At 71.0% G+C, this 20,007-nt stretch carries 19 protein-coding genes; 10 read left to right on the forward strand and 9 right to left on the reverse strand.

Annotated features, from left to right (window positions below):
* Positions 1–141: 141 nt before the first annotated feature.
* Positions 142–882 carry a maleylpyruvate isomerase family mycothiol-dependent enzyme gene (locus ACQEXA_RS08620; protein WP_432935511.1) on the forward strand — a complete coding sequence of 247 codons (741 nt, stop codon included), beginning with the start codon at positions 142–144 and terminating at the stop codon, positions 880–882.
* 184 nt (positions 883–1,066) lie between these two features.
* Here ACQEXA_RS08620 and ACQEXA_RS08625 read toward each other — a convergent pair whose 3' ends face one another.
* On the reverse strand, positions 1,067–1,459 hold the full coding sequence (locus ACQEXA_RS08625) for a MarR family winged helix-turn-helix transcriptional regulator (RefSeq protein ID WP_432935509.1): 393 nt from the start codon (positions 1,457–1,459) through the stop codon (positions 1,067–1,069).
* Positions 1,460–1,544: 85 nt separating this feature from the next.
* Between ACQEXA_RS08625 and ACQEXA_RS08630 the strand changes: the two genes are divergently transcribed.
* Both ACQEXA_RS08630 and ACQEXA_RS08635 read left to right on the forward strand, forming a co-directional pair.
* On the forward strand, positions 1,545–3,023 hold the full coding sequence (locus ACQEXA_RS08630; RefSeq protein WP_432935507.1) for an MFS transporter: 1,479 nt from the start codon (positions 1,545–1,547) through the stop codon (positions 3,021–3,023).
* A 72-nt stretch (positions 3,024–3,095) separates the two neighbouring features.
* Complete coding sequence (locus ACQEXA_RS08635) at positions 3,096–3,407, forward strand: DUF6332 family protein (protein WP_432935505.1); 312 nt, start codon at positions 3,096–3,098, stop codon at positions 3,405–3,407.
* Here ACQEXA_RS08635 and ACQEXA_RS08640 read toward each other — a convergent pair.
* From ACQEXA_RS08640 to ACQEXA_RS08650, 3 genes are all read right to left on the reverse strand, one after another.
* Positions 3,368–4,033: a response regulator gene (locus tag ACQEXA_RS08640; RefSeq protein ID WP_432935503.1), complete on the reverse strand. Its 666-nt coding sequence runs from the start codon at positions 4,031–4,033 to the stop codon at positions 3,368–3,370. The genes ACQEXA_RS08635 and ACQEXA_RS08640 overlap by 40 nt on opposite strands.
* The gene (locus tag ACQEXA_RS08645; RefSeq protein ID WP_432935501.1) at positions 4,030–5,259 is read right to left on the reverse strand and encodes a sensor histidine kinase; all 1,230 of its coding nucleotides are present in this window, start codon (positions 5,257–5,259) and stop codon (positions 4,030–4,032) included. The genes ACQEXA_RS08640 and ACQEXA_RS08645 overlap by 4 nt, the downstream gene beginning before the upstream one ends.
* Before the next feature lie 91 nt (positions 5,260–5,350).
* The gene (locus tag ACQEXA_RS08650) at positions 5,351–6,001 is read right to left on the reverse strand and encodes a TetR/AcrR family transcriptional regulator (RefSeq protein ID WP_432935499.1); all 651 of its coding nucleotides are present in this window, start codon (positions 5,999–6,001) and stop codon (positions 5,351–5,353) included.
* 198 nt (positions 6,002–6,199) lie between these two features.
* On the opposite strand from ACQEXA_RS08650, the gene ACQEXA_RS08655 reads away from it, so the two are divergent.
* The 3 genes from ACQEXA_RS08655 to ACQEXA_RS08665 all read left to right on the forward strand — a co-directional run bounded on the left by ACQEXA_RS08655 (position 6,200) and on the right by ACQEXA_RS08665 (position 8,917).
* Positions 6,200–7,240, forward strand: coding sequence for a medium chain dehydrogenase/reductase family protein (locus ACQEXA_RS08655; RefSeq protein ID WP_433129280.1), 1,041 nt, complete (start codon positions 6,200–6,202; stop codon positions 7,238–7,240).
* Positions 7,241–7,355: 115 nt separating this feature from the next.
* On the forward strand, positions 7,356–7,763 hold the full coding sequence (locus ACQEXA_RS08660) for a YciI family protein (RefSeq protein WP_432935495.1): 408 nt from the start codon (positions 7,356–7,358) through the stop codon (positions 7,761–7,763).
* A gap of 8 nt (positions 7,764–7,771) precedes the next feature.
* The gene (locus tag ACQEXA_RS08665) at positions 7,772–8,917 is read left to right on the forward strand and encodes an RNA polymerase sigma factor (protein WP_432939809.1); all 1,146 of its coding nucleotides are present in this window, start codon (positions 7,772–7,774) and stop codon (positions 8,915–8,917) included.
* A gap of 216 nt (positions 8,918–9,133) precedes the next feature.
* On the opposite strand, the gene ACQEXA_RS08670 is transcribed toward ACQEXA_RS08665, so the two are convergent.
* Positions 9,134–9,826 (reverse strand): TetR/AcrR family transcriptional regulator, encoded by a 693-nt coding sequence (locus tag ACQEXA_RS08670; RefSeq protein WP_432935493.1) that lies wholly within the window; start codon positions 9,824–9,826, stop codon positions 9,134–9,136.
* 346 nt (positions 9,827–10,172) lie between these two features.
* On the opposite strand from ACQEXA_RS08670, the gene ACQEXA_RS08675 reads away from it, so the two are divergent.
* Positions 10,173–10,622: a nitroreductase family deazaflavin-dependent oxidoreductase gene (locus tag ACQEXA_RS08675; RefSeq protein ID WP_359396549.1), complete on the forward strand. Its 450-nt coding sequence runs from the start codon at positions 10,173–10,175 to the stop codon at positions 10,620–10,622.
* Positions 10,623–10,634: 12 nt separating this feature from the next.
* Here ACQEXA_RS08675 and ACQEXA_RS08680 read toward each other — a convergent pair whose 3' ends face one another.
* Positions 10,635–11,867, reverse strand: a complete 1,233-nt coding sequence (locus tag ACQEXA_RS08680; RefSeq protein WP_432935491.1) for a geranylgeranyl reductase family protein — start codon at positions 11,865–11,867, stop codon at positions 10,635–10,637.
* A 183-nt stretch (positions 11,868–12,050) separates the two neighbouring features.
* On the opposite strand from ACQEXA_RS08680, the gene ACQEXA_RS08685 reads away from it, so the two are divergent.
* On the forward strand, positions 12,051–13,406 hold the full coding sequence (locus tag ACQEXA_RS08685; protein WP_432935489.1) for a dipeptidase: 1,356 nt from the start codon (positions 12,051–12,053) through the stop codon (positions 13,404–13,406).
* Positions 13,407–13,614: 208 nt separating this feature from the next.
* Here ACQEXA_RS08685 and ACQEXA_RS08690 read toward each other — a convergent pair whose 3' ends face one another.
* Complete coding sequence (locus tag ACQEXA_RS08690; protein ID WP_433129282.1) at positions 13,615–14,655, reverse strand: NUDIX hydrolase; 1,041 nt, start codon at positions 14,653–14,655, stop codon at positions 13,615–13,617.
* A gap of 150 nt (positions 14,656–14,805) precedes the next feature.
* A complete protein-coding gene (locus ACQEXA_RS08695) occupies positions 14,806–15,000 on the reverse strand; it encodes a hypothetical protein (protein ID WP_359396557.1) in 195 nt (64 codons plus the stop codon).
* A gap of 428 nt (positions 15,001–15,428) precedes the next feature.
* Here ACQEXA_RS08695 and ACQEXA_RS08700 point away from each other — a divergent pair, with 428 nt between their 5' ends.
* On the forward strand, positions 15,429–17,462 hold the full coding sequence (locus ACQEXA_RS08700; protein WP_433129284.1) for an NPCBM/NEW2 domain-containing protein: 2,034 nt from the start codon (positions 15,429–15,431) through the stop codon (positions 17,460–17,462).
* 276 nt (positions 17,463–17,738) lie between these two features.
* Here the strand turns inward: ACQEXA_RS08700 and ACQEXA_RS08705 are convergent, their stop codons facing one another.
* Entirely contained in the window at positions 17,739–18,698 is a 960-nt protein-coding gene (locus tag ACQEXA_RS08705) for an ROK family protein (RefSeq protein WP_432935484.1), read from the reverse strand.
* Positions 18,699–18,918: 220 nt separating this feature from the next.
* Between ACQEXA_RS08705 and ACQEXA_RS08710 the strand changes: the two genes are divergently transcribed.
* Entirely contained in the window at positions 18,919–19,983 is a 1,065-nt protein-coding gene (locus tag ACQEXA_RS08710) for a LacI family DNA-binding transcriptional regulator (RefSeq protein WP_432939807.1), read from the forward strand.
* Positions 19,984–20,007: the final 24 nt, after the last annotated feature.

The raw sequence follows: 20,007 nt of genomic DNA on the forward strand, positions 1-20,007 counted from the left end.
CCGCTGCGGCGTCCACCTGCCGCTGATTGCGGTGCGGCTGCGAACCGGGAGCCAGGGTGGCCGCGACGAAACATCGCCCGGCTCTGCCCGGTGCGGCCCCCGCTCTCCCGTAGGCCGCACCGCATCCGGCACACTCGCCTCATGGAGACTGCCGAGTTCGTGAAGGTCCTGGACCGGGAAGGCCGGCTGCTGGCCGCCGCGGCCGAGGAGGCGGGCGCCGAGGCCGACGTGCCGTGCTGTCCGGACTGGCAGGTACGGGACCTGCTGCGGCACACGGGCATGGTGCACCGCTGGGCCGCGGCCTTCGTCGTCGACGGGCACACCGCGTACCACCCCGACGGCGGGCTGCCCGACCTCGACGGTGCCGAGCTGGTGGGGTGGTTCCGGGAGGGGCACCAGCACCTGGTCGACAGCCTTTCCTCGGCAGCGCCCGACGTGCGGTGCTGGCACTTCCTGCCCGCGCCCTCGCCGCTCGCCTTCTGGGCCCGCCGGCAGGCGCACGAGACGACCGTGCACCGGATCGACGCGGAGTCGGCGCGCGGCGGCACGCCCACCGGCATCGAGCAGGACGTCGCCCTCGACGGCATCGACGAGTTGCTGGGCGGCTTCCACGCCCGCAACCGGAGCCGGGTACGCAGCGAGGAGCCGCGCGTCCTGCGGCTGCGGGCCACGGATACCGACGACGCCGTATGGACGGTACGGCTGTCCACCGAGGCGCCCGTCACCGAGCGGGGCGCCGCCGGGAAGGCGGACTGCGAAGTGAGCGGACCGGCGGCGCGGCTGTACCTGTCGCTGTGGAACCGGGCGCCGTTCCCGGAAGTCACAGGTGACGCCGCGGTCGCGGCACTGTGGCGCGAGAAGTCCGCCGTCACCTGGAGCTGAGCCGAGTCCATCCGGGGTTGGGCCGAGGCCATCCGGGGTTGGGCCGGGGCCGTCTGGAGTTGGGCCGCGGCCACCCCGAGCCGGGCCTGGGCCATCTGAATTGCGCCTGGGCCAGCCGGAGTCGAGCCAAGGCACTCGGAGTTGGGCCGTAGCCAGCGACCCGACTCGGGTCGCGGCCGAGGTGTCAGCCCTCCAGCATTCTCCCGAGCACCGCGCGCTGTACCGGCAACATGTCACCGTGCAGCGTGCGTCCCTTCGCCGTGAGCGCTACACGCACACCCCGCCGGTCCTCCGCGCACATCGCGCGGTCGACGAGGCCGTCCTTCTCCAGGCGGGCGATGAGCCGCGACAGCGCGCTCTGACTCAGATGGACCCGCTCGGAGATCTCCTGCACGCGACAGGAACACGAGCCCTGCGCCTCCGCCTCGGAGAGGAGATCGAGCACCTCGAAGTCACTGGCGCACAGGCCATGAGGATGCAGGGCGCGGTCGAGCTCGCACTGGATGCGCGCGTGCAGCCCCAGGATGTCGCGCCACTGGTCCACGAGAGCCCGCTCGGCCCTTTCCACAGCCGCCATGGCCGCACCGTAGCAAAGATCCGCGATCGATGCATCCGAATTAAATGCGCTCGCATTGGATGCAAGTGCATGTAGTCTCTGGTGCATGACCTCTCCGCTCACCACCCCCTTGTCCGAACGCTGGACTCCCCGGCTGTGGGGCACCCTGCTGGTGCTCTGCGCCGCGATGTTCCTGGACGCTCTCGACGTCTCCATGGTCGGCGTCGCGCTGCCGTCCATCGGCTCCGACCTCCACCTGACGACGTCGACTCTGCAATGGGTCGTCAGCGGCTACATCCTGGGATACGGCGGGCTGCTCCTCCTCGGCGGACGCACCGCGGACCTGCTCGGCCGCCGTCAGGTCTTCCTGGTGGCGCTGGGAATCTTCGCGCTCGCCTCAGTGCTCGGCGGACTCGTGGACTCTGGTCCGCTGCTGATCGCCAGCCGGTTCATCAAGGGTCTGAGCGCCGCGTTCACCGCGCCCGCCGGACTGTCCATCATCACCACGACGTTCGCCGAGGGCCCGCTGCGCAACCGCGCCCTGTCGATCTACACCACCTGCGCGGCCACCGGCTTCTCGATGGGCCTGGTGCTGTCCGGTCTGCTGACCGAGGCCAGCTGGCGCCTCACCATGCTGCTGCCGGCGCCGATCGCCCTCATCGCCCTGCTCGCGGGCCTGAAGCTGCTGCCGCGCAGCGAACGGGAGAAGGACCACAACGGCTACGACATCCCCGGCGCCGTCCTCGGCACCGCTTCGATGCTGCTGCTCGTCTTCAACGTCGTCCAGGCGCCGCAGGCCGGCTGGGCGTCCGCCCGGACATTGCTGTCCTTCCTCGCCGTGGCCGTGCTCCTCGCCGTCTTCGTCCGTGTCGAGCGGCGCTCGGCCGGCCCGCTGATCCGCCTCGGGGTGCTCCGCTCCGGCAACCAGATCCGTGCCCAGCTCGGGGCGATGGCGTTCTTCGGCTCCTACGTCGGCTTCCAGTTCCTGGCCACGCTCTATATGCAGTCCCTGCTCGGCTGGTCCGCGCTGCACACGGCGCTCGCCTTCCTGCCGGCCGGCGCGCTGGTGGCTGTGTCCTCGACGAAGGTGGGCGCGATCGTGGACCGCTTCGGCACCGCCCGACTGATCGCGGTGGGCTTCACGCTGATGGCCGTCGGATACGGGCTGTTCCTGCGCGTCAGCCTGAACCCCTCCTACGCCGCGGCCATCCTGCCGAGCATGCTGCTGATCGGCGCGGCCTGCGCCCTGGTCTTCCCGTCGCTCAACATCCAGGCGACCAACGGCGTCGAGGACCACGAGCAGGGCATGGTCTCCGGTCTGCTCAACACCTCGGTCCAGGTGGGCGGCGCGATCTTCCTGGCGGTGGTGACGGCGGTGGTGACCGCACACGCGCCCGCGCACGCCTCACCGCAGGCGGTCCTGGACAGCTACCGGCCCGGCCTGGTCGTGGTCACCGGTATCGCGCTGGTGGGGCTCCTGCTCACACTCACCGGACTGCGCACGCGCCGGGTCCAGAGGTCCCTCGTGGTCGCGAGGTCCCTTCCTCAGGAGGCGGACGCGGAGCCGGTCGCGGTCCGCGACTGAGGGGGACGCCTCCACGGGTGCGCCCGGCGGGCTTCCTTGCCCGGCCGGGCGCACGCCTGTTTGACTCGGCGCATGGCGAAGCCGTGGAGACGTTCACTCCGTGCCCGCGCCCGGCGCAGTCAGGCCGAACGCGACGCGATCACCGTCGAGATCGGATACGCCCTGTTGAGCGCGACCGTCGCGGCGGCGCTGGCGTTGGGGGCCGTGGCGGGGCCGGCGTTCGCCTTCGGCCTCTCGGGGGGCACGCGGATTGCGTTCGTCGCCGCCGGGGTGGCGGTGGCCGCCCTGCTCTTCGTCGCACGTGTCGTCGCCGTACTGTTCCGCTTCGGGCGCCGTGCCGGGACTCAGCCCAGCCAGCCCGGCCGCACCAGCCCCGACTCATAGGCCAGGACGACGAGTTGGGCCCGGTCGCGGGCGCCGAGCTTCACCATGGTGCGACTGACGTGGGTCTTGGCCGTGAGCGGGCTCACCACCAGGCGGCGGGCGATCTCGTCGTTGGACAGGCCGATGCCGACCAGGGCCATCACCTCGCGTTCCCGCTCGGTGAGTTCGGCGAGCGAGGCGGCGGCCGAGGGCTCCTTGGAACGCGCCGCGAACTCCGAGATGAGCCGCCGGGTCACACTGGGCGAGAGCAGGGCGTCGCCCTGGACCACCGCCCGTACCGCGCGCAGGAGTTCCTCCGGCTCGGTGTCCTTGACGAGAAAGCCGGAAGCACCCGCGCGGATCGCCTCGAAGACATATTCGTCCAGTTCGAAGGTGGTGAGCATGACCACCTTCACGCCCTCGAGTTCCCGGTCCTCACCGATATGGCGGGCCGCGGCCAGCCCGTCGAGCAGGGGCATCCGGATGTCCATCAGCACCACGTCTGGCCGCAGCTCGCGCACCAGGCGCAACGCCTGCTCGCCGTCGGCGGCCTCCCCGGCCACCTCGATGTCCGGCTGAGCGTCGAGCAGCGCCTTGAACCCCGCCCGGACGAGCGACTGGTCGTCGGCGAGCAGTACCCGGATCACACGTCCTCCTTGCGCCCGATGAACTCCTGGGACGACGCCTTCAGCGGCAGGACCGCGAGCACGCTGAAACCACCGTCGGCGCGCGGGCCGGCCTCGATGGTGCCGCCGAGGGCGGTGGCACGCTCGCGCATCCCCGCCAGGCCGTTGCCGCTGCCGCCCGCGTCGGCGCCGCTCGCCGGCCCGTCGTCGTCGATACGAAGGCGCAGCGCCCCCTCGGCATTGTCGACGTGCACGCGCGCCTGCCGCGACCTCGAGTGCCGTACGACGTTGGTGAGCGCTTCCTGCACGATGCGGAACGCGGCGAGGTCCGTTGCCGGCGCAAGCTTCGGCGCGCCGCCTTCGACTGTGACCGTGAGACCGGCGCTCGCGGCCTGCTCGACGAGTTCCGGCAGCCGGTCGAGCCCGGGCGCCGGGGTACGCGGCGCGTCACCGGGCGTGCGCAGGGTGTCGAGCACCTGCCGTACCTCTCCGAGCGCCTCCTTACTGGCGGCCTTGATCGAGGTGAGCGCCGTACGCGCCTGCTCCGGGTCCGAGTCGAGGAGTGCGAGGCCCACACCCGCCTGGACATTGATCACGGAAATGCTGTGGGCGAGCACGTCATGGAGTTCGCGGGCGATCCGCAGCCGCTCCTCGTCCGCGCGCCGGCGCGCGGCCTGCGCCCGCTCGGCCCGCTCACGCGCCCACTGCTCGCGCCGCACCCGCACCAGTTCCGCCACGGCGACGATCGCCGCCACCCAGGCGGCGATGACCAGTTCCCCTCCCCAGGAAGTCGCCGAATCCCCGGCCGGTGGCAGCCATCGGTACAACCAGTGCGACACCAGGACATGCCCAGCCCAGAACATCCCGACGGCCGCCCACGCGGCCTTGCGGCGCCCGGCGACCAGCGCGCTGAAACAGCCGACGGCGACGGTCAGGAAGACCGGACCGTAGGGGTAGCCGGCACCCAGGTAGACCGTGGCGGCCGCGGCGGTCACGAACGCCACCGGCACCGGATACCGCTGCCGCCACAGCAGCGCCCCCGAAGCCACGAGCAGAAGGATGTAGGCGAAGGCGTCGAGGTGAGCGCGGTCGCTCTTCTGGTTGACGGACGCCACGTGCGTACCGAAGACCACGAAGACGGTGAACAACAGCGTGGACCGCCAGGGCAGATGAGAGGAGCGGGACACATTGCTCCACCACGGCGGTCCGTGCCACCGCCACGGGACGTCTGCGCGCTGCTCCTCCATGGGGTTCACGCTAGACGTCCCCGGCCGGAAGCGGCGTCGGCCCGGCGAGGTGATCACGCGTACTCCCCTGGGAGTACGTCCGCCGCCGTTCTCAGTGCTCGGCGGCCAGGTCGTCGGCCTCGGCGGCGAACAGCAGGGCGGGATCGAAGCCCATGCCGGTGAAGTGGCCGGCGAGCTCCAGTGACAGCACCCCGTGCAGACGGGTCCAGAAGGACAGCGCCCGGTGCAGGACCGCGGGAGGCCCCGGATGGCCCTCGACCCACTGCCGGTGGTCGGCGAGATGGGCATCGAACGGGTCGGCGGCCGAGGTCCTGGTCCATGTGGCCGCGCACACCTCGAGCAGGGCCGCCATGATCTCGCGGGCGATCGAGGTGATGTCGTCGGGCGCGTGGTAACCGGGGACGGGCGTGCCGTAGATCAGGAAGTACCGCTGAGGGTCCTCGAGCGCCCAGCCACGCATCGCGTGCGCGAGGCCGGTCAGGCCGGAGCCCGAATCGACGGCGGCGCGGATCGTGTCGGCCAGGCCGCGGTAGGCGTCACGGATCAGTTCGGTGATCAGCTCGTCCCGGCCGGCGAAGTACCGGTAGAGCGCCGGGCCGCTCATGCCCATCTCCTTGGCGATGGCGTTGAGGGAGAGCCCGGACGCTCCCGCTGTGGCGATCTGCTGCCACGCCCGCGCCTTGATCTCCTCGCGTACCTGACTGCGGTACCGCTCACGGGGACTTGCCGCGCCTGCCGCCATCACCTCAACGCTCCTCTACGACCGGGTTGTTCCAAGGTATCACCTTCGTAAGAGCCACTAACAGCGAATCGCGCGAGCACTTGACACTGGCGCGAGAGTGCGTCATTTTCGTTATAACTTCTAACGCAAGCGAGAGTCGATAAGCAGGCAAGCCGGCTCACCCACCGAGCCACACGAAGTCACCAAGCGGAGGTCGTCATGGGAAGCAAGGAACTCGTCGAGGTCGTCCTGCCGGGAACGGTCGAACCCGAGGGGCTTCAGTTCCGGCGCCGAGCCGTTCCGGACCCGGATGCCGGCCAGATCGTGGTCCGGGTGGAGGCCACCGGAGTCTCCTTCGCCGAGCAGCAGATGCGCCGCGGCCGGTACTACGACCAGCCGACCTTCCCGTTCGTGCCCGGGTACGACCTCGTAGGGACGGTGCTCGCTGCCGGTACGGGGGTTGGGCCGGGACTCGTCGGGAAGCGGGTGGCGGCGCTGGTCAAGGTCGGGGGCTGGGCCAGCCATGTGGTCCTGGACGCGGCCGACGCGGTGGAGGTGCCCGTCGGTGTCGGCGCGGCGGAGGCGGAGACCCTGGTGGTCAACGGCATCACGGCGTGGCAGATGCTGCACCGCAAGGCCCGCATCCGCACCGGCGGGACGATCCTGGTCCACGGCGCCAACGGCGGCGTCGGCACCGCCCTCGTACAGCTCGCCCAGGCGGCGGGCCTGACGGTGATCGGTACCGCGTCCGCACGCCACCACGACGCGCTGAGGGAGATGGGAGTGATTCCCGTCGACTACCGCACCGAGGACGTTCCCGCCCGGGTCCGCGCGCTGGCTCCGGGCGGAGTGGACGCGGTCTTCGACCACGTCGGGGGCCGAAGCGTGATCGACTCATGGCGGCTGCTCGCCCCCGGCGGCACGCTGGTCTCCTACGGTAGTGCCGCGACCAGGGACGACACGGGCTCGAAGCAGTGGCCGGTACTGAAGATCCTGGGCCGGGTGTGGTGGTGGAACGCGCTGCCCAACGGCCGCCACGCGTATTTCTTCAACGTCTGGGCGGGCCGCGCCCTCAGCAAGGACCGCTTCCGAGCACGGCTGCGCGACGACCTCACCGCGGTGTTCGGCGCCCTTCAGCGCGGTGAGGTCACCGCCCGGATCGCCGCCCAGCTCGCGCTCACCGACGTCGCCGAGGCCATGCGGCTGGCCGAGTCCGGCACGGTCGCCGGAAAGGTCGTCCTGATCCCCGCCTCTTCGTAGATCAGCCTGGGTCGACTCAAAAAAATCTGACGGCGATGTCGAGAACCCGTGACCGGCTCCGTCCCAGCGGTGAACGTGACCACAATGGGTCGCACCAGTACCGAGGAGAAACCCCATGGCCAAGTACTTGCTGCTCAAGCACTACCGCGGCGCCCCGGCTCCGGTGAACGACGTGTGCATGGATCAGTGGACGCCGGAGGAGATCTCGGCGCACGTGCAGTACATGCACGACTTCGCGGCCCGGCTGGAGGAGACCGGCGAGTTCGTCGACGCTCAGGGACTCGCCCCCGAGGGGGCGTGGGTCCGGTACGACGGCGAGGGGCGTCCCCCGGTCACCGACGGCCCGTTCGCCGAGACCAAGGACCTCATCGCCGGCTGGATGATCATCGACGTCGACAGCCATGACCGCGCCGTCGAGCTGGCCGGGGAACTGTCGGCCGCCCCCGGGGCAGGAGGGAAGCCGATCCACGAGTGGCTCGAGGTACGCCCCATCATGGCCGCGCCGCCCACCATCACGGAGTGACCTCACCGATGAACGAGGCCCTGCTCCGGAGCCTCACCCCGAGCGTGCTCGGAATCCTCGTCCGCCGCGGAGCCGACTTCGCGGCGGCCGAGGACGCCGTGCAGGACGCGCTGATCGAGGCGTTCCGCGTGTGGCCGACCGACCCGCCGCGCGACCCGAAGGGCTGGCTGGTCACCGTGGCCTGGCGCCGGTTCCTCGACGCGACCCGGGCGGACGCCGCCCGCCGCCGGCGTGAGGACCTCCTCGACGAGGAGCCGGCGCCCGGGCCCGCGCCCGCGGTGGACGACACGCTCCAGCTCTACTTCCTGTGCGCCCACCCGTCGCTGACGCCGTCGTCCGCGGTCGCGCTCACGCTGCGCGCCGTCGGCGGGCTGACCACCCGCCAGATCGCCCAGGCCTACCTGGTGCCCGAGGCGACCATGGCGCAGCGCATCAGCCGGGCCAAGCGCACCGTCTCCGGCGTGCGGTTCGACCAGCCCGGCGACGTCGCCACCGTGCTGCGCGTCCTCTACCTGGTCTTCAACGAGGGCTACTCCGGCGACGTCGACCTCGCCGCCGAGGCCATCCGGCTCACCCGGCAGCTCGCGGCCGCGATCGATCACCCCGAGGTGGCGGGACTGCTCGCCCTCATGCTGCTCCATCACGCCCGGCGGGCCTCACGGACCGCACCCGACGGCAGCCTGGTACCGCTCGCCGAGCAGGACCGCGGCCGCTGGGACACCAAGTCGATCGCCGAGGGCGTCGAGATCCTGCAGACGGCCCTAGCCCGCGACCGGCTGGGCGAGTTCCAGGCCCAGGCCGCCATCGCTGCACTCCACGCCGACGCGCGCACCGCCGAGGAGACCGACTGGGTACAGATCGTCGAGTGGTACGACGAGCTCACGCGCCTGACCGACAGCCCGGTCGTCCGGCTCAACCGCGCCGTCGCCGTCGGCGAGGCCGACGGACCGCGCGCCGGGCTGGCGGCGCTCGCGGCACTGAACGACTCGCTGCCTCGCCACGCCGCGGTGACCGCGTACCTCCACGAGCGCGACGGCGACCTGGAGACAGCGGCACGGCTGTACGTCGATGCGGCCCAAAAGGCACCCAACCTCGCCGAGCGCGACCACCTGACACGCCAGGCCGCCCGGCTGAACGCCCGTCGGCGTAGCTGAGAGCCGTGCCCGGACTTTCCCGCAGAACCTGGCGCTGAAGTGCCGGGTGAAGGTGACCCACTTGCGGGAGGGTTCGGCTGCCCGAGGCGCGGTTTGCCCAGGTTTGCCCATGAAGAGCCCGACTCCATAGGGCTGGATCAGGGCTGGACCGTGTCGACTTGCCGACGGCCGGAACCTGCCCATCAACTTCCCGAAGGCCGGAACCTGTCGACGGACCTAGGGGAACACCAGGCCCACTCCGTGGGCGAGTTGGGCCACCGCGTGCCGGAAGAACGCGCCTCGGTCCTCCACCACGTTGTGGAACTGCCCGAACAACTCGAACCCGACCAGTCCGTACAGCTGCGCCCAGGCGGCCACCATGGCCGTGACGACCTCCGGCGGGAGGTCGGGCGCCAGTTCGGCGGTCATACGGCGGGCCTCGGGCTCGAGTTCGGCGGGCACCCGCGGGCGGGCCACACCGCGCTGCCGATACGCGTCGCGCACGATGCCGAGGAGCAGGAGGCCGACCCGGGAGGCGGGCGGGATGGTTGTCTCGGGCGCGGCGTAACCGGGCACGGGCGAGCCGTAGATGAGCGCGTACTCATGCGGATGCGCGAGCGCCCAGCCCCGCACCGCCTCGCACACGGTGACCCAGCGCTGCGCGGGGGCGACATCGCCGGCCTTGGCGTCGGCTGCCTCCGCGGTCTCGCCCAGGGAGTCGTAGGCGTCGATGATGAGGGCGGTGAGCAGGTCGTCGCGGCTCGGGAAGTAACGGTAGAGCGCGGAGGAGACCATGCCGAGCTCGCGGGCGACCGCACGCAGCGACAGTCTGGAGGCGCCTTCCGAGGCGAGCTGTCGGCGCGCCTCTTCTTTGATGGCGGCGGTGACTTCGATCCGGGCACGGGCGCGAGCCCCTTGTGCAGTGCTCATACAGGCAGTGTTGCACGGATGCGGAGCAGTGCACACAAACGAGAGCGGTGCTCTGCGACGACGATCCGGACATCATGCGTTGCGCTTCAACGGCGGCCCCGCACGCAGGAAACTCGCCGCCACACCCACCACGGATCCGCCGCGCAGGCAGCCGCCGCGCACCCACCAACGCCGCTCCTGGGAACGCCCCGCCACACAGAGCACCGCTCTCCAAGTAAAGCGATGCCCAAAAACGAGAGCACCACACACTAACGAGAGCACTGCTCTTGCATTGGAGCGCCGATCACGCCCATACTCATCCAAGCGAGAGCACTGCTCACACTTTTCCGTCCAGGAGGATGCGGCCATGTCCACGCACGTGCAGAAGCCCGGCTGGTTCACCGTCAACGTCTTCAACAATGCGGTGGCCTGGCTGACCCGCCGCGGCATCAGCATCTGGGGGTCCCGCGTCCTCGCGGTCCGCGGGCGCAAGAGCGGTGAGTGGCGCACCACTCCCGTGAACCTGCTGACCGTGGACGGCCGGCAGTACCTGCTCGCCCCCCGCGGTCACGTCCAGTGGACCCACAACATGCGCGCGGCCGGGGGCGGCGAACTGCACCTCGGGAAGAACGTGGAGGTGTTCACCGCGACCGAAGTCGCCGACGACGACAAGGTTCCGCTCCTGCGCGCCTACCTCAAGCGCTGGAAGGCGGAGGTCGGCGTCTTCTTCAAGGGCGTAGGGCCCGACTCCCCGGACGCGGACCTGCGCCGCATCGCCCCGGACCACCCCGTCTTCCACATCACGGTCAAGAGCTGACCCGCACCGGGGTCAGGAGCCGGCGCTCTCGCCCGCGGGCCGAGGGTCCAGCACGGTCAGCGCACGCTGGGCGATCGGGCGGCTGCGGACGATCTCGGCCAGGGACGTGGCCCCCTGAGTGATGTCCTTGAACGCATTCCAGGCGGGACGGAACCCGGTCAGAGCCGCGTGGAACAGACCGGGACGACGCTCGAACGCGGCCAGCAGCCGCTTGCCGACGCTCATCTCGACGCCCAGTCCCGCCTTGATCGCGAACGCGTAGTTCAGAGCCTGCCGGCGCGTGTCCACCCCGTCGTGGGCCTCCGCGATGCGCACCGCCCACTCCCCTGCGAGCCGCCCCGACCGCAACGCGAACGAGATGCCCTCACGGGTCCACGGCTCCAGCAGCCCCGCCGCGTCCCCGCACACCAGCACCCGCCCGCGCGACAGCGGCGAGTCGTCGGCGCGGCAGCGGGTCAAGTGCCCGGACGAAATGCTCGGTTCGAAGCCGGCGAGCCCGAGCCGGGCGATGAAGTCCTCCAAGTACCGCTTGGTCGCGGCGCCTTCACCACGAGCGGAGATCACACCGACCGTCAGCGTGTCGCCCTTCGGGAAGACCCAGCCGTAGCTTCCGGGCATCGGGCCCCAGTCGAGGAGCACCCGGCCCTTCCAGTCCTCGGCCACGGTCTCCGGTACCGGGATCTCCGCCTCCAGGCCCAGATCCACCTGGTCCAGCTTGACTCCGACGTGGGCCCCTATACGGCTGGCGCTGCCGTCCGCACCCACGACGGCGCGCGCCAGCACCGTCTCGCCGCCCTGCAGGACAACGGCGACCGTGCGCCGGTCGGGCACCGCCGAGCCGTGCTGCTCGACCCGTGAAACGGTCACGCCCGTACGCAGTTCGGCGCCCGCCTTCATCGCGTGCTCGACGAGTTGCTGGTCGAACTCGGGGCGGTTGATCAGCCCGAACAGCATGTTCTTGGAGCGGCGAGTGCGGGTGAAACGTCCGTTGTTGGAGAAGGTGATCGCATGCACGCGGTCGCGCAGCGGCAGCTCGAACCCGGGCGGCAGGGCGTCGCGGGAGGGCCCGATGATGCCGCCCCCGCACGTCTTGTAGCGCGGCAGCTCCGCCTTCTCCAGCATCAGCACGCCGCGCCCCGCGACGGCTGCCGCGTAGGCGGCCGAGGCACCCGCGGGTCCCGCGCCCACCACGACGACGTCCCACACCCGCTGTACGCCGTCCGCTGAAGAGTTCTCGCCGCTCACGATGGTCCACTGCCTCCGATCCCAAGGACTGCCGCACCTGCCTCCCGCATCCTACGGCGGCGTCGTCACAGGCCACTGTGGGAGGATCGGCAGCGTATGCGCACTGCACACCAGTACGCGCCTACGCATACCCGTACAGGACGTACTCATCGGTACAACGTCGCACCTACAAGGAGCGTGCCCATGTCGTCGAATCCGGTCGCCGAGGCTGTTGCCTCGCTGATGCCCAAGGCGAAGGAAGAGCTCACCGAACTGGTGGCCTTCAAGTCGGTGGCGGACTTCGACCAGTTCCCGAAGAGCGAGAGCGAGGGCGCCGCCCGGTGGATCGCCGACGCGCTGCGCACCGAGGGCTTCGAGGACGTGGCGCTGCTCGACACCCCGGACGGCACGCAGTCGGTGTACGGCTACCTGCCCGGCCCCGAGGGCGCGAAGACGGTGCTGCTGTACGCGCACTACGACGTGCAGCCGCCGCTCGACCCGGCCGGCTGGACCACTCCGCCCTTCGAGCTGACGGAGCGCGACGGCCGCTGGTACGGCCGCGGCACCGCCGACTGCAAGGGCGGTCTCATCATGCATCTGCTCGCGCTGCGCGCCCTGAAGGCGAACGGCGGCGTGCCCGTGCACGTCAAGGTGATCGCCGAGGGTTCCGAGGAGCAGGGCACCGGCGGTCTGGAGCGGTACGCCGAGGAGCACCCTGACCTGCTCACCGCCGACACCATCGTCATCGGCGACACGGGCAACTTCCGCGTCGGCCTGCCGACGGTGACCTCCACGCTGCGTGGCATGACCCTGGTCCGGGTCCAGGTGGACACCCTCGAAGGGAATCTGCACTCGGGCCAGTTCGGCGGGGCCGCTCCTGACGCGCTGGCCGCCCTGATCCGCGTCCTGGACTCGCTGCGGGCCGAGGACGGGTCGACGACGGTCGAGGGGCTGGCGTCGGATGCCGGCTGGTCCGGAGTCGAGTACGCCGAGGAGCAGTTCCGCACGGACGCGAAGGTGCTCGAGGGAGTCGGGCTGATCGGCTCGGGGTCGGTCGCCGACCGTATCTGGGCGCGTCCGGCCGTCACCGTCCTCGGCATCGACTGCCCGCCGGTGGTGGGCGCGACCCCGTCGGTCCAGGCGAGCGCCCGGGCGCTGATCAGCCTGCGGGTGCCGCCGGGTGTGGACGCGGTCGAGGCGACGAAGCTGCTCCAGGCCCATGTGGAGGCGCGCACCCCGTGGGGCGCACGGGTGCGGACCGAGCAGATCGGGCAGGGGCAGCCGTTCCGCGCGGACACCTCCAGCCCGGCCTACACGGCCATGGCCGAGGCGATGGCGGTCGCCTACCCGGGCCAGGAGATGCAGTACGCCGGCCAGGGCGGCTCCATCCCGCTGTGCAACACCCTCGCGTCGCTGTACCCGAAGGCGGAGATCCTCCTCATCGGTCTGAGCGAGCCGGAGGCGCAGATCCACGCGGTCAACGAGAGCGTCTCTCCGCAGGAGCTGGAGCGTCTGTCGGTCACCGAGGCGCTGTTCCTGCAGAACTACGCGGCGAGCTGACCGGCTCCGGTCCACGCGGCGAACTCCATGGCTCCGGCCAGCGGCGAAGGAACTTCGCCGCTGGCCGGAGGTCCATCCACTCCCGTCCCACGGATGTCGGCGCACCCCTCTCGCGTCTCCGCCCCCGCTTCGCGGTGGGCAGTCCCGCCTCCGGGCAGAGCGCAGTTGAGCCGACCCGGGACGTCGCCGTCGGCAGGCAGCGCGCGGTTCAGTCGACCGGGACGCCGGCCTCCGAGTAGAGCGCCGCGCCACGTTCGCGTGCGCGCAGCGCCCAGCGCAGCCGCTCGTAGCGCACCGGCGGAAGCAGATCCCCCGCCTCGGTCTCGGTGACGAACCGCCAGTCGCGCAGCTCAGGGCCGGGCAGCAGGAGACGGCCGGCTTCGGTGCTGTCGAGGCGGCCGCCGTCGAAGAGGAGGCGCAGTCCGCCGTAGCCGGGCGGCGTGGGGGGTTCCCAGTCAACGACCAGCAGCCGCGGGACCTCGTCCAGCGTGATGCCGGTCTCCTCGGCGACCTCGCGGATGCCGGCGCGGGCGGGGGCCTCACCGGGTTCGACGACGCCGCCCGGGAACTCCCAGCCGGCTTTGTAGGTGGGGTCGACGAGCAGCACACGGTCCTGCTCGTCGAACAACAGCACTCCCGCGGCGACGGTTTCGGCGGTCGGCTCGGGCGTCTGCACGATGTCGCACACGGACGCGGAGCCGGAACGGACGGCCTCGGCGATCCGCACGGCGGTCTCGTGCGGGGTGAGGGCACCGGTGTCGACGGGGTACGCGTCCCCGGTGAGCCAGGCGCCGAGCGCGGCGCGATAGGGCTCGATGTGGTCGTACGCCCACTGCCGGACCCGCATGTCGCCGTCGGGCAGGTCCGACGGGACCTCCCGACCGGCTATTCGCTCCCGCAGTATCGTTTCAGCCGGAGCGAGGAGAATATGGCGCACGGGGATGCGGCGGGCGGCGAGCCCACCGAAGATCTCGTCGCGGTACTCCTGGCGGAGAAGGGTCATCGGAACCACGAGCACACCGCCGAGTTCCGAGAGCATCGCGGCCGCCGTGTCGATCACCAGCCGCCGCCAGATCGGCAGGTCCTGGAAGTCGCCGATGTCGGCGAGGTGCTTCGCCGGCAGCAGGTGCGTGAGCGCCCCGCCGATGACCTCAGGGTCGAAGAGCGCGCTGTTCGGGATCAGTTCGATCAGTTCCCGTGCGGTGGTCGTCTTCCCCGCACCGAACGCACCGTTGATCCAGACGATCACGGTTCCCCCTCTTCTGTTGGCCCCCTGTGGCTTGCCCGCTCCACCCTGCCACGGAAACCCGGCGCTGATGAGGGCGCATCCGGCGACCGGCGTGCCACGGCGCCGGTACCCCTGCCGTCCACAGGCACCGGCGCCGCGTCGCGGGTCTCGTCAGCTGTTCTCGCCCAGGGTGCCCTCGTCCACGGCCAGGCTGTCGTGGCCGATGGTGTGGTCGACGGTGGTGAACGTGTCCTTCACGTTGAGGTCGCCGAGCCCGTCGTGGTCGGCGGCGGGCGAGGGAGTGATGGCGGCGACGACGAATCCGGTGGCGAGGGAGGCGATGGCGAGCATGCTGCGCTTCTTCATGCCCTGTTCAACTGCGGAGCCGGGGCAGGAGTCACGCACGAGCTGACGCCTCGTCGGGAGTCGAGTGTCCGGCCCGGCCCGGGACTTCGCCGGTGGCACCCCATTCGATGGCGACGGCGTCGGCCCCGACGGCGCACCATGCAAGAGATTGCGCCCTTGACATCCGATGTCCTGCCACATCGCCGGGCACATCGAGACCCATCAACGGTGACCGCGACACGCACCTCTCCCGGAGTGTCACATCACAATCGAACGCGAGGCTCGGGATCTCACTCCTATGTAGGGCCACCATCGGGGTTCTGACGTCATATCGGAGACGCCCTACCGGCACCCTTCCACCACAGTCCAACACGGCCTACCGTAAGCGAACACGATTGACGCGAGCATGCAGACATCCCATCTCTAACGCGAGAGAGAGGAACGTAACGATGCGTCGCCTTCTCACCCGCACAACCCGCCGAAGAGTGGTCGGAGCGCTCGGCGCGGTCCTGTTGTGTACGACCGGGCTCGCCGCTCCGGCCCTGGCCGCACCCGCTGCCGCCCCTGTCGCGCCCGCGCTCGCCGACGGCCTCGCCCTCACCCCGCCCATGGGCTTCAACAACTGGAACTCCACGCACTGCCGCGCCGAGTTCAACGAGTCGATGGTCAAGGGGATCGCGGACCTGTTCGTCGAGAAGGGCCTCAAGGACGCCGGGTACCAGTACGTCAACCTCGACGACTGCTGGGCGCTGCCCTCGCGCGACACGGACGGCAAGCTCGTGCCCGACCCAGCGCGCTTCCCCAACGGGATCAAGGCCGTCGCGGACTATGTCCACTCCAAGGGCCTGAAGCTCGGGATCTACACGAGCGCAGGCGCGAAGACGTGCAACAGCGCGGGCTTCCCCGGCGCGCTCGGCCACGAGTACAGCGACGCGCAGCAGTTCGCCGACTGGGGCGTGGACTACCTGAAGTACGACAACTGCAACAACCAGGGCGTGGACGCCAAACTGCGCTACACGACGATGCGTGACGCACTCCAGACCGCCACACGGACAACAGGCCGCCCCATCGTCTACAGCATCTGCGAATGGGGCCAGAACAAGCCGTGGGAATGGGCCTCGGACGTCGGTCATCTGTGGCGCACCACCGGCGACATCAGCGACAACTGGGGCTCGATGCTGTCGATCCTCAAGCAGAACCTGCCGCTGGCGCCGTACGCGGGCCCCGGGCACTGGAACGACCCGGACATGCTGGAGGTCGGCAACGGCGGTATGACCGACACCGAGTACCGCACCCACTTCTCCCTGTGGTCGGTGATGGCCGCTCCGCTGCTCATCGGATCCGATCTACGCAAGGCCTCCCCGGCGACGTTCGAGATCCTCGGCAACAAGGAGGTCATCGCCGTCGACCAGGACCCGCTGGGCAAGCAGGGCACGGTGGTCTCCTCGGAGGGCGGGCGCTGGGTGGTCGCCAAGGAGATGAAGGACGGCAGCCGGGTGGTGGCCTTCTTCAACGAGACGGGCGACGCCCAGCGGATCAGCACGACCGCCGGGGCCGTCGGTCTGCCGACGGCGAGCGCGTACACGCTGCGCGATCTGTGGCAGCACCGCAGTTACAACACCGCCGGCACGATCTCGGCGACAGTACCCGCGCACGGCACGGTCCTCGTCCGCGTCACCGCGGACCGGCACTGGGCGCAGCACCCGCCGGCCGTCGAACTCGGTCTGGACGGAAGCCCGTTGATCGAGTCCGGCCGGACGGCTGCCGTCACTTCGACAGTCACCGACCTCGGCCGCACACCGGCCGGAGATGTGTCGGTGACGCTGACCGGGCCCGACGGCTGGACGGTGACGGCGGCCTCGCGCGCGACCGCTCGCGCGCTGCCGACGGGACGTTCGCTGCACACGGTGTGGCAGGTGACCGCTCCCCCGGGCACGGCGACGGGCTCGTACGGGCTGACGCTGAGGGCGGCCTACCGGTCGCCGACGGGCGCGCGGGTCGACAGCGTGGTGCCGGTGACGGCGACCGTGGTCGTGCCACCGCCCTCGGGGGTCTCATATCTGAGCGATCTGCCGTGGTTGTCGGCGGCCAACGGGTACGGGCCGGTGGAACGCGACACCAGCAACGGGGAGAGTGCCGCGGGCGACGGCCATCCGCTCACCATCGGCGGGGTCGGATACGCCAAGGGGCTCGGCGCGCACGCCGCGAGCGACATCGCCTACTACACCGGCGGGGCGTGCGAGACGGTGACCGCCGAGGTCGGCGTGGACGACGAGAAGGGCAGCAAGGGCACGGTCGCCTTCGAGATCACGGCGGACGGCACCACGGTCGCCTCGACGGGGGTGCTGACCAACGCGGCGGCCGCCCAGCCGCTCACCGCGAAGGTGACGGGCGCCCGGGTCGTCCGCCTCATCGTCACCGATGGCGGCGACGGGATCGACTCGGACCATGCGGACTGGGCGGACGCGAAGCTGAGTTGCTGAGCTCGAGTCGCTGAGCCGCGCGTGGCGCCCCCGGTGAACCGGCGACGGGGCGCCTTCCCGGTTCGCGCGGGAGGGGCTCAGAGCCGGCCATCGACGGCAGGACGAGCCCTATGGGCCCCTCGCGCACATGCGGCGGCCCCTGCCGGGACGCTCGGCCACTCACCTCAGCAGCCGCAGCGGCACCGTCCACCGGGCGCAGCCGTACACGCCGCCCCGGTACCCGTACTCCCCGCCCGGCTCCCCGCGATGCCGCGTGCCGGTCGTCCCCGTCCGCGATCAGATCGGGAGGCCCGCCGTCGCCGCGTTCTCCCTGCCGCGAAGCGCCGCGGCTGCCGCACCCACGAGACCCGCATCCGTGCCCATCTGGGCGGGCGTCACGGTCAGGCGCTGCACGAACGAGAGGGTCGCGTAATCGGTCAGGGCCTTGCGCAGGGGTGCGAAGAGGACGTCGCCCGCCTTGCCCACTCCCCCGCCGATCACCGCGATGTCGATCTCCACGAGGGTCGCGGTGGCGGCGATCCCCGCGGCCAGCGCCTGAGCGGCCCGCTCGAAGGAGGCCATGGCCACCGGGTCGCCCGCACGCGCCGCGGCCGCCACCGCGGCCGCCGAGGCGTCGCCGTCCGGACCCGGCTGCCAGCCGCCCTCCAGGGCGCGTCGGGCGATGTTCGGCCCGCTCGCGATGCGCTCCACACAGCCCCGCGATCCGCACGGGCACGGATCGCCGTCGAGGTCGACGCTGATGTGCCCGATGTGGCCCGCGTTCCCGGTCGGACCGGGGTGCAGGCGCCCGTTCAGGACCAGGCCTCCGCCGACGCCCGTCGACACCACCATGCACAGCGCGTTGTCGTGGCCGCGGGCCGCGCCCTGCCAGTGCTCGGCGGCCGTGATCGCCACGCCGTCGCCGATCAGCTCGACGGGCAGTCCGCCCGTCGCGGCCCGGACCCGCTCCACCAGCGGATACCCGCGCCATCCCGGAACGTTGACCGGACTGACCGTTCCTGCGGACGCGTCCACCGGCCCCGCGCTGCCGATGCCGACGGCCTGCGCCCTGCTCCACAACGGAGAGACCGCCAGTTCCGCCACGACCTCCTCCACGGCCCCCATGACGGTGTCGCCGTGCTCCTGCGCGGGCGTCGCACGCTGCGCACGCAGCAAAATCCGGCCATGGCCGTCCACCAGCGCTCCGGCGATCTTGGTGCCGCCGATGTCGAGTGCGGCCACGAGGTCGGTGTGCATCCTGGTCAGATCTCCCAATGCTTCAGTCGTACCGGCCCGGCGGACGGCGGGCCGCCGCCATGGGTCCGGTTCCCCCGGCCGGGCACTGGCAGGAGGCGCCTATGCGGGAAGGCGCAGGCCGGAGATTGCGGTGGACAGTGTCTCCTGGATCTGACAACGTTGTCCAGGCTCTATGCTCGACGCCACATCCTCATACCACCCATGGGCCCGCCGCACCCCCATGGACGACAGGACAGGACAGCGCATCGTGCCCGACACCGCCCGACGACCCGAGAACCGCTACGGCAATCGTCCGACCATGAAGGACGTGGCCGCGCGAGCCGGAGTCGGCCTGAAGACGGTCTCGCGCGTGGTCAACGGCGAGCCCGGGGTCACCCCCGACACCGAACGCCGCGTCCAGGAGGCCATCGAGGCACTGGGCTTCCGCCGCAACGACAGTGCGCGGGTGCTCCGCAAGGGCCGCACCGCGAGCATCGGCCTGGTCCTCGAGGACCTCGCGGACCCGTTCTACGGCCCGCTGAGCCGCGCGGTCGAGGAAGTCGCCCGCGCCCATGGCGCCCTGCTGATCAACGGTTCCAGCGCGGAGGACCCGGACCGCGAGCAGGAGCTGGCGCTCGCGCTGTGCGCGCGTCGCGTAGACGGACTGGTCGTCATCCCGGCCGGCGACGACCACCGCTATCTGGAGCCGGAAATGAAGGCCGGCGTCGCCACGGTGTTCGTGGACCGCCCCGCAGGCCGGATCGACGCCGACGTGGTGCTGTCCGACAGCTTCGGCGGCGCCCGGAACGGGGTCGCCCACCTCATCGCCCACGGCCACCGCCGCATCGGTTTCATCGGTGACATGCCGCGCATCCACACCGCGGCCGAGCGACTGCGCGGCTACCGCGCCGCCATGGAGGACGCGGACATATCCGTGGAGGACTCCTGGATGTCCCTCGGCGTCACCGATCCGGATCGGGTGCGCACCGCCGCGGAGGAGATGCTGTCGGGTCCCTCCCCCGTGACCGCAATCTTCGCGGGCAACAACCGTGTGACGGTCACCGTCGTCCGTGTCCTCGCCGAGCACGACCGCCCGGTCGCCCTCGTCGGCTTCGACGACTTCGAGCTGGCCGATCTCCTCAAGCCCGGCGTCACGGTCGTCGCTCAGGACGCCGCCGCCCTCGGCCGCACCGCCGCCGAGCGGCTGTTCCGCCAGCTCGACGGCACTCTGATCGCCCCTGAGCGCATCGAACTCCCGACCCGGCTGATCACCCGCGGCTCCGGCGAACTCCCGCCCGCGGACTGAGGGATGACGCTCGCCGGGTTCCCG

It is taken from the genome of Streptomyces sp. CA-106110, assembly GCF_050936285.1.
Taxonomy (GTDB): Bacteria; Actinomycetota; Actinomycetes; order Streptomycetales; family Streptomycetaceae; genus Streptomyces.

Coding starts and splice junctions, on each gene's coding strand:
- ACQEXA_RS08620 (WP_432935511.1), top strand. CDS start 142: ATGGAGACTGCCGAGTTCGTGAAGGTCCTGGACCGGGAAGGCCGGCTG.
- ACQEXA_RS08625 (WP_432935509.1), bottom strand. CDS start 1,459: ATGGCGGCTGTGGAAAGGGCCGAGCGGGCTCTCGTGGACCAGTGGCGC.
- ACQEXA_RS08630 (WP_432935507.1), top strand. CDS start 1,545: ATGACCTCTCCGCTCACCACCCCCTTGTCCGAACGCTGGACTCCCCGG.
- ACQEXA_RS08635 (WP_432935505.1), top strand. CDS start 3,096: ATGGCGAAGCCGTGGAGACGTTCACTCCGTGCCCGCGCCCGGCGCAGT.
- ACQEXA_RS08645 (WP_432935501.1), bottom strand. CDS start 5,259: ATGGAGGAGCAGCGCGCAGACGTCCCGTGGCGGTGGCACGGACCGCCG.
- ACQEXA_RS08650 (WP_432935499.1), bottom strand. CDS start 6,001: ATGGCGGCAGGCGCGGCAAGTCCCCGTGAGCGGTACCGCAGTCAGGTA.
- ACQEXA_RS08655 (WP_433129280.1), top strand. CDS start 6,200: ATGGGAAGCAAGGAACTCGTCGAGGTCGTCCTGCCGGGAACGGTCGAA.
- ACQEXA_RS08660 (WP_432935495.1), top strand. CDS start 7,356: ATGGCCAAGTACTTGCTGCTCAAGCACTACCGCGGCGCCCCGGCTCCG.
- ACQEXA_RS08665 (WP_432939809.1), top strand. CDS start 7,772: ATGAACGAGGCCCTGCTCCGGAGCCTCACCCCGAGCGTGCTCGGAATC.
- ACQEXA_RS08670 (WP_432935493.1), bottom strand. CDS start 9,826: ATGAGCACTGCACAAGGGGCTCGCGCCCGTGCCCGGATCGAAGTCACC.
- ACQEXA_RS08675 (WP_359396549.1), top strand. CDS start 10,173: ATGTCCACGCACGTGCAGAAGCCCGGCTGGTTCACCGTCAACGTCTTC.
- ACQEXA_RS08685 (WP_432935489.1), top strand. CDS start 12,051: ATGTCGTCGAATCCGGTCGCCGAGGCTGTTGCCTCGCTGATGCCCAAG.
- ACQEXA_RS08695 (WP_359396557.1), bottom strand. CDS start 15,000: ATGAAGAAGCGCAGCATGCTCGCCATCGCCTCCCTCGCCACCGGATTC.
- ACQEXA_RS08700 (WP_433129284.1), top strand. CDS start 15,429: ATGCGTCGCCTTCTCACCCGCACAACCCGCCGAAGAGTGGTCGGAGCG.
- ACQEXA_RS08705 (WP_432935484.1), bottom strand. CDS start 18,698: ATGCACACCGACCTCGTGGCCGCACTCGACATCGGCGGCACCAAGATC.
- ACQEXA_RS08710 (WP_432939807.1), top strand. CDS start 18,919: ATGGACGACAGGACAGGACAGCGCATCGTGCCCGACACCGCCCGACGA.